The organism is Pseudomonas rossensis (assembly GCF_039888995.1).
In the GTDB taxonomy this organism is placed as follows: Bacteria; Pseudomonadota; Gammaproteobacteria; order Pseudomonadales; family Pseudomonadaceae; genus Aquipseudomonas; species Aquipseudomonas rossensis.
Genome location: NZ_JBBWCB010000222.1, coordinates 1 through 5833, shown reverse-complemented (window position 1 = coordinate 5833; position 5833 = coordinate 1). Strand labels below are relative to the sequence as shown.

Here is a 5833-nt window from a genome sequence, read left to right as displayed (position 1 = left end):
GAGTTCGACGGATCCTGGCAGTTGTGCATTTTGTTGTTGATGGCGACGATGATCGCGTCTTCCAGTTTGGTGGTGTAGTAGTGCTCTTGGGTACCTTGAGATCGGTTAATGGATTTAGATGTTATATTTCTAGCTTGTTTAAAGTGTTGAAGATTACCTGGTGCAGCTCTTTCCAGTTTTTTGCTTTGTCGCTGAAAATAGGGTGCTCCCAATCATAGGCTTTAATCAAAGAGACCCTAAACGTACCGTTTTCACAGAATTCAGGATACCAACCGATATCAATAATTTGCTCATGAGGGAAGACAGCTTGGAATAGGTCCTCCTTTAAATCATCAACAATCATTGATATGTCAATAAGTTGATCCAGGTGGGATAGGTCATCAAATGTGATTGTTCCGCCAAGCTCAATTATTTTTTTGGTGTCCATTTAGTTTTTCTTCGCCTTTGTGAGCTTTTTAAATGCATCTTCGGAAATAGGGTGGCCATGGATAGTGTTTGCACTTAGCTCAACCCTCATGAATCGCGTTTCTTTGCCATCGTTAGCGCCAATGGTTTTGCCCATGTCAATGACTTTCCACGGCTTTCCATTGTTGACTTCCTGGCCGTTTTTGAACGCGTGCCGCTCAAGTGCTTCGATATCTGTTCCAGGTAAATACTTTGCTGCACCTCCATTGGCCGTTGATTTAACAACATTTGGCCAAGGAGCCTTGGGGGCGACGTGCTTGTTACGATGATTCGTCCATTGGACATCAGGCGCTCCAGATGTCCCCTCATTAACCCTAGCGTTCCTCGCTGGATCGTCAACGGTTCCTGGCTTGCAATTCACTCCGCCGGGACAATCGCTATTCAATCCCAATGGATCCACCCACCCCGTAGGGTTAGGCACGTACTGGTAGTTGTTCAACCCACCCGCAAGCTTGATCGGATCCGGCGTCAGATACCGCCCGGTTCCCGGATTGTAGTAGCGATGCCGGTTGTAATGTAAGCCCGTCTCGGCATCGAAATACTGCCCCTGGAAACGCAACGGGTTGTTGATCTCAGCCACGTCGAGGGCAGTAAGGTTCCCGTACGCGCGGTATTTGGCCGACCACATGATCTCACCGCTGTAGTCGGTTAGTTCTTGTGGGGTGCCGAGGTGGTCGAGTTGATAGTAAAACGGCGTCGCTTTCAACGGACCTTCACCGTCGAGCATCGCGAGCGGACGGAAGCTGCCCGGCTCATAAATGTAAGTGCGATAGCGGTTGTCAGCACTTTCGGCAATCAGGCGTTCGCCTTGCCACAGGAATTCGGTGGTGCTGCCATTGACGGTTTTTTCGATGCGTCGGCCGAAGGCGTCGTACTTGTAGGTTGCGACGCTGCCACCCGGTAGGCTGGCGCCGACCAAGCGGTGCTGGCAGTCGTAATGATATTCGGTGACAAGTTTTTGCCCGGTGCCGCGACATTCGCGGGTCAGGTTGCCGTAGGCGTTGTAGTCGTAGTGGCGGTCGCCCTGCATCAGCAGGCGGTTGCCTTTGACGTTTGCCAGGTTCGCACTGACTTGGTCGCCTTGGCCCAGCAAGTTGCCGGCCGGGTCGTGGGCGAAGCTTTCCGGGGTGCTGCCGCGAACGTTGATCAGTCGGTCGAGCGGGTCGTAGTGGTAGCTGCGATTGCCTTTACGGCTGTCGTCGATACCAGCGAGGTTGCCATTGGCGTCGTAGGTATAGCGGCGGCGGAACAAGTTGCGTTCCTGCTGGCTGACGGTGTGCGCCTGCAATCGACCTTGTTCGTCGTACTGGTATTGGCTAAGCAACAGGCCTTGTTGGCGCTGTAGTTCCTGACCGGCGCTGAACTGGTGGGTGGTCAGGCGCGAGCCGTTGAGGTCGATGCTGCTCAATCGGCCGCCGGATTGGTGGCGGTAATCGAGTTTGCTGCCATCGGGCAGGCGGCAGTGGCTGAGTTGACCGAGCTTGTCGTACTCGTATCGCAGTGTGCCCCAGCCTTGGTGTTCGGTGATCAGGCGATCTTGCAGGTCGTATTCGTAGGCGAGGGGCCAGTTGCCGTCGTCGACGTTTACCAGGCGTCCTAAGGCGTCGTAGCTGTAGTGGATTTCCTCGCCATCGGCCAGGGTTTTTACCAGTAAGCGGCCAGCGGCATCGCGTTGGTATTCAGTGATCAGTTCGCTGCCGTCATCGCCAAACTCGGTTTTCTTCAGCAATTGACCGTTGAGGTCGTATTCATAAGCGGTGCGCCGACCGTCGAAACCGATTTCCTGCTGGATCAGGCCGTTAGGGAAATAGTCGAGGTGGTACTGCTCGCCACGTTCGTTTTCGATCTCGGTCAGCAGCAGGCGCGAGTTGTCGTAGCGGTAGCGCAGTTGGCTCCCATCTGGGTTGATACGTCGACTGACCAGGTGCAGGCCATCGGTGTATTCATAGCGAGTGATGCGACCCAATTCGTCGCGTTCAGCGGTGACACGACCATACGGATTGTAGGTGAACGCACGAATCGCACCGCCCGGCAGCGTGATTTGTGCAAGGCGATTGGCAGCATCCCATTGGTATTGGGTAACCTTTCCACTCTCGTCCTGGCGAGTGATCAGCTTGCCCAGTGCGTCGTAGCGATACTTGCGCTGCCCCCCGTCCGGCAGTTGCTCTTCGATCAACTCGCCCAGATTGTTCCAGCCCAGATTATGGCGACTGCCATCTGGGTGACGGATTTGCAGTAAACGGCCTTGTCCGTCATAGCTGTATTGAGTGGCGTTACCGTCAGGGTCTATTTGTTGGGTGATGTCACCTTGGGTATTTCGCTGGTATCTCCAGATCGCTTCGTCACGCCGGACGATCGTTACAAAACCATTGCTGTATTCGTATTGGGTCGGCGCGTCTTCTGGCGGGATGACTGCTTCTAAGCGTCCAGCTTCGTCGTACCGAAATTCTGTGATTGCTCCCAGAGGGTCTTTTTCGGCAATCAACCGGCCCTTGTCGTCATACGCTTTGAGATGTTCGGCACCATCCGGCTCGACTTTGCTGATCAGTCGGGCTTGATCGTCGTGGGTGTAGATTTCCTCACTGCCGTCGGCATTGGAAACGGTGACGCTACCTTTGTCATCCCAGAAGTAGCGAGCGTCCATCTGCGAAAAGTTCGCCCAGTGATGGATGCAGCGTGAAGATTTTCCTTCGTTTTCCCACTCCCAGAAAAAGCTGGCGCCACCTGCCAGTTGCCTTTCGAGAATGACGTGCTTCTCATCGTAAGCGTATCGCTCCCTCTCACCGGCAGCGTTTTTCGCTTCAACCAAGTGATGCTGTTCGTCGTAGCGATAACTGACCAATGTCTGGATGGTGCTCCAGACGTCTTCCAGATTGTCTGCCGGGCTGAACTGCTGATAATCGACGCCGACGATATGTTTGCGGTCGTAACGTAACAGCAAGGCACGACCGGAACCGTTATCCACGCGCTTGATGCGCCCATGAATGTCACGAGTGATGTGCAGACGGTTGCCGTATTTACCGCTGATAGCGATCAGCGTGGCGCCCTTAATGTTGTAGCGGAAGTGGTAGAACCGCGTTTGATCGCCAGCCTGGGACAGAATCAGTTCAGATGGATCGTCACCGATGTAAATCGCCGCTTTGGAAATGCTATTGGTGATGGCTGGCCGCTGTTCGTTCGGGAGGGGAAAGGTCGTTATGCGATTTTCGTGATCAGTCCAGACAACCTCGTCGTTGCTTATCTCTACTCGCTGCGCTAGTGCATGGCTCCAGCCGTAGCCCAGGCCACAATCGATCTCCGCAGCACTGGTGCGATAAAGACGAGTCCATTCAAATGGCAGCAGGCCGTTGAGTTGACCATCGGTGAGCGTTAGTAGCTCTTCACCGGTGACCATCGAAACCGGGCAGCCGTTGACGCAAGTTTCTCGGGAGCACGCGACATTTTTGTCATCGTGGTTCGTTGATTGTTTGGACTTGTCATCCACATGTTCCGAGGCATGTACTTTCGCGTGGTCCTGCCTGCCCCAACCAATGTTCACTTTTCCTTTTTCAAAGGTGCCAACGGCCGCGCGGGCGGCTACCTTCTTGTATTTCTCAATAGACTCCATGAAAGCTTTCAGGATCTTGAAAACGGCCTTAATGAAACCAGTTACTGCGTCAAGAATTTTTGCTCCGTAAGTCGCCAGGCGAATGCCCAGATAGGCAATACCTGACCCCTCTGCCGCAAACGTCAACACCACTGCCAACACGATGTCGATAAGGATTGTTACCAAAATGCTGGATGCCTGCTCGGAGAACTTGCCCGCGACCACACTAGGTGGCAATTCAAGAAGCCAGATAACCGCAGTTTTCAGCAGCAAAAATAGGGCTGCCTGGTCACTTGCCAGTAGCATTATCTTTTCCATGGCAGCAGGTGTTTCTTTCGCGAGTTTGATCAGATCGGTAGCACTCTGACCTAGCTCACCTGCAAATTTCTCAGGGTCCTTCAGAATCTCAAATATGCGTTTTATGCCATCAAACGCACCCTTAATTGCCTCCAAGCTGCCTTTGGCGGTGCCATTGAGTTGAGCAAGAAAAGTTGTCGACAATGCCTGGGTAGGCCATAGCGGCTTATAGTTTTTCCACTCGGCTTCCAGCCATGTTTGCAGCTGCTGGGTTAAACCGTCATAGGAGTCAAAGAGTTCGGTGACCTGATCTTTGGTTACATTGCTCTGAACGCGGACATAATATTTCTTTCCCGGGATCCCTTCGAAAACACCTTTGCCTTGTTCGTCCAAGTCAACAGGAACGGGGTTACCACCCTGTACTGGTGTTACATCGACCTTAATATTGCCAACGGGGATGTCATGGAGGGATACGAATTTACTTTCAATCAGTAATTTGCCGTCTTTTGGGCATACCGCGATGGTGGACGAAAAATCGCTATCCTTTGTGCTGACTGTCGCGCTCGCACTACCGAGTTTGACGGTTCTGTTCATTCCCAATAAGGCTGGTTTGTCAAAGAACTGAGGGCCTTTATCCAGCCACTGGGCGAATTTGCTTTCGGTCACCTCACGGTAAAGTTTCAGACTGTCCTTGAAGGTGGTCAGTTGGTTATCAACAAAGGCAACGCGATCCATCAGCCTTGCTCCAGAATCAGGTGGTTTAACAGTGCTTCATTCAGGTTTTTCGGAGCATCCGGGCGACGCACGAAACGTGCGATTTTCAGCTTCAGATTGCTCTCGGGGTAAGCGGCGTAGATGTCTGGACGTTCTTCTTCCAGCCATTGCATCAGGTTACCAATCAGGGTCGATGGGTTTTTCTTGGCCAGGCCATCGAGCAACGCCTTAGGCACTTCCCACCACGGCCAGTCTTTCGCCGGAGGTACCGCGCGTGGCCCCACTTTCAGACTCTTTCCATTGATCAGGTACCGATCAAACACCGGCAGTACTTCGCCTGCCGCATCACCCAAACCCTCAAGAATCGGATAAATATGCCGCCCATCCCAGAACCGGAAGAACACCGCGGTCCCGTCCGGCATCCGCACTTGAGTCAGGCTGCGCAGATGCTCAAACACCACATCCGGCGCACTGGTGGACACCGCCAGCCAGCCCCAGTCTTGCGCATCGCTTTCAGCGATCCACGGCAGGAAGTTTGAGTTGGGTTTTATCTCGGTGAGGTAGGGCATCACAGGTTGCCAGGCTGCGTAGGGTGTACCGCCCCAAATCGGGGTGACTTGGGTGGTGGGCTCTACCTGATAAAGCGTTTTCAGCGCTTCGGCATCGCTCGCCGCACTGACAATCAAATAAAGTCGTTCATTAGCCTGCAACGGCCGTTCCGCCAGCCAATCCTGCGGGGTCAAAAGATCAGATCGCACAAGCACCTGCCTT

The 5833-nt window shown here is 53.3% G+C and carries 3 protein-coding genes and 1 pseudogene; all 4 read right to left on the bottom strand.

The genetic code is table 11. The features are described 5' to 3' along the window. A pseudogene (locus WLY71_RS29275) lies at positions 1 to 98 on the bottom strand (Hcp family type VI secretion system effector); the annotation flags it as partial. Positions 99 to 121: 23 nt separating this feature from the next. Continuing rightward, on the bottom strand, positions 122 to 427 hold the full coding sequence (locus WLY71_RS29270) for a hypothetical protein (RefSeq protein ID WP_347806346.1): 306 nt from the start codon (positions 425 to 427) through the stop codon (positions 122 to 124). Beyond that, complete coding sequence (locus WLY71_RS29265) at positions 428 to 5083, bottom strand: RHS repeat-associated core domain-containing protein (RefSeq protein WP_347806345.1); 4656 nt, start codon at positions 5081 to 5083, stop codon at positions 428 to 430. After that, positions 5083 to 5820, bottom strand: coding sequence for a DUF4123 domain-containing protein (locus WLY71_RS29260; RefSeq protein WP_347806347.1), 738 nt, complete (start codon positions 5818 to 5820; stop codon positions 5083 to 5085). Before WLY71_RS29260 ends, WLY71_RS29265 begins: the two co-directional genes overlap by 1 nt. Between the last annotated feature and the right edge of the window lie 13 nt (positions 5821 to 5833).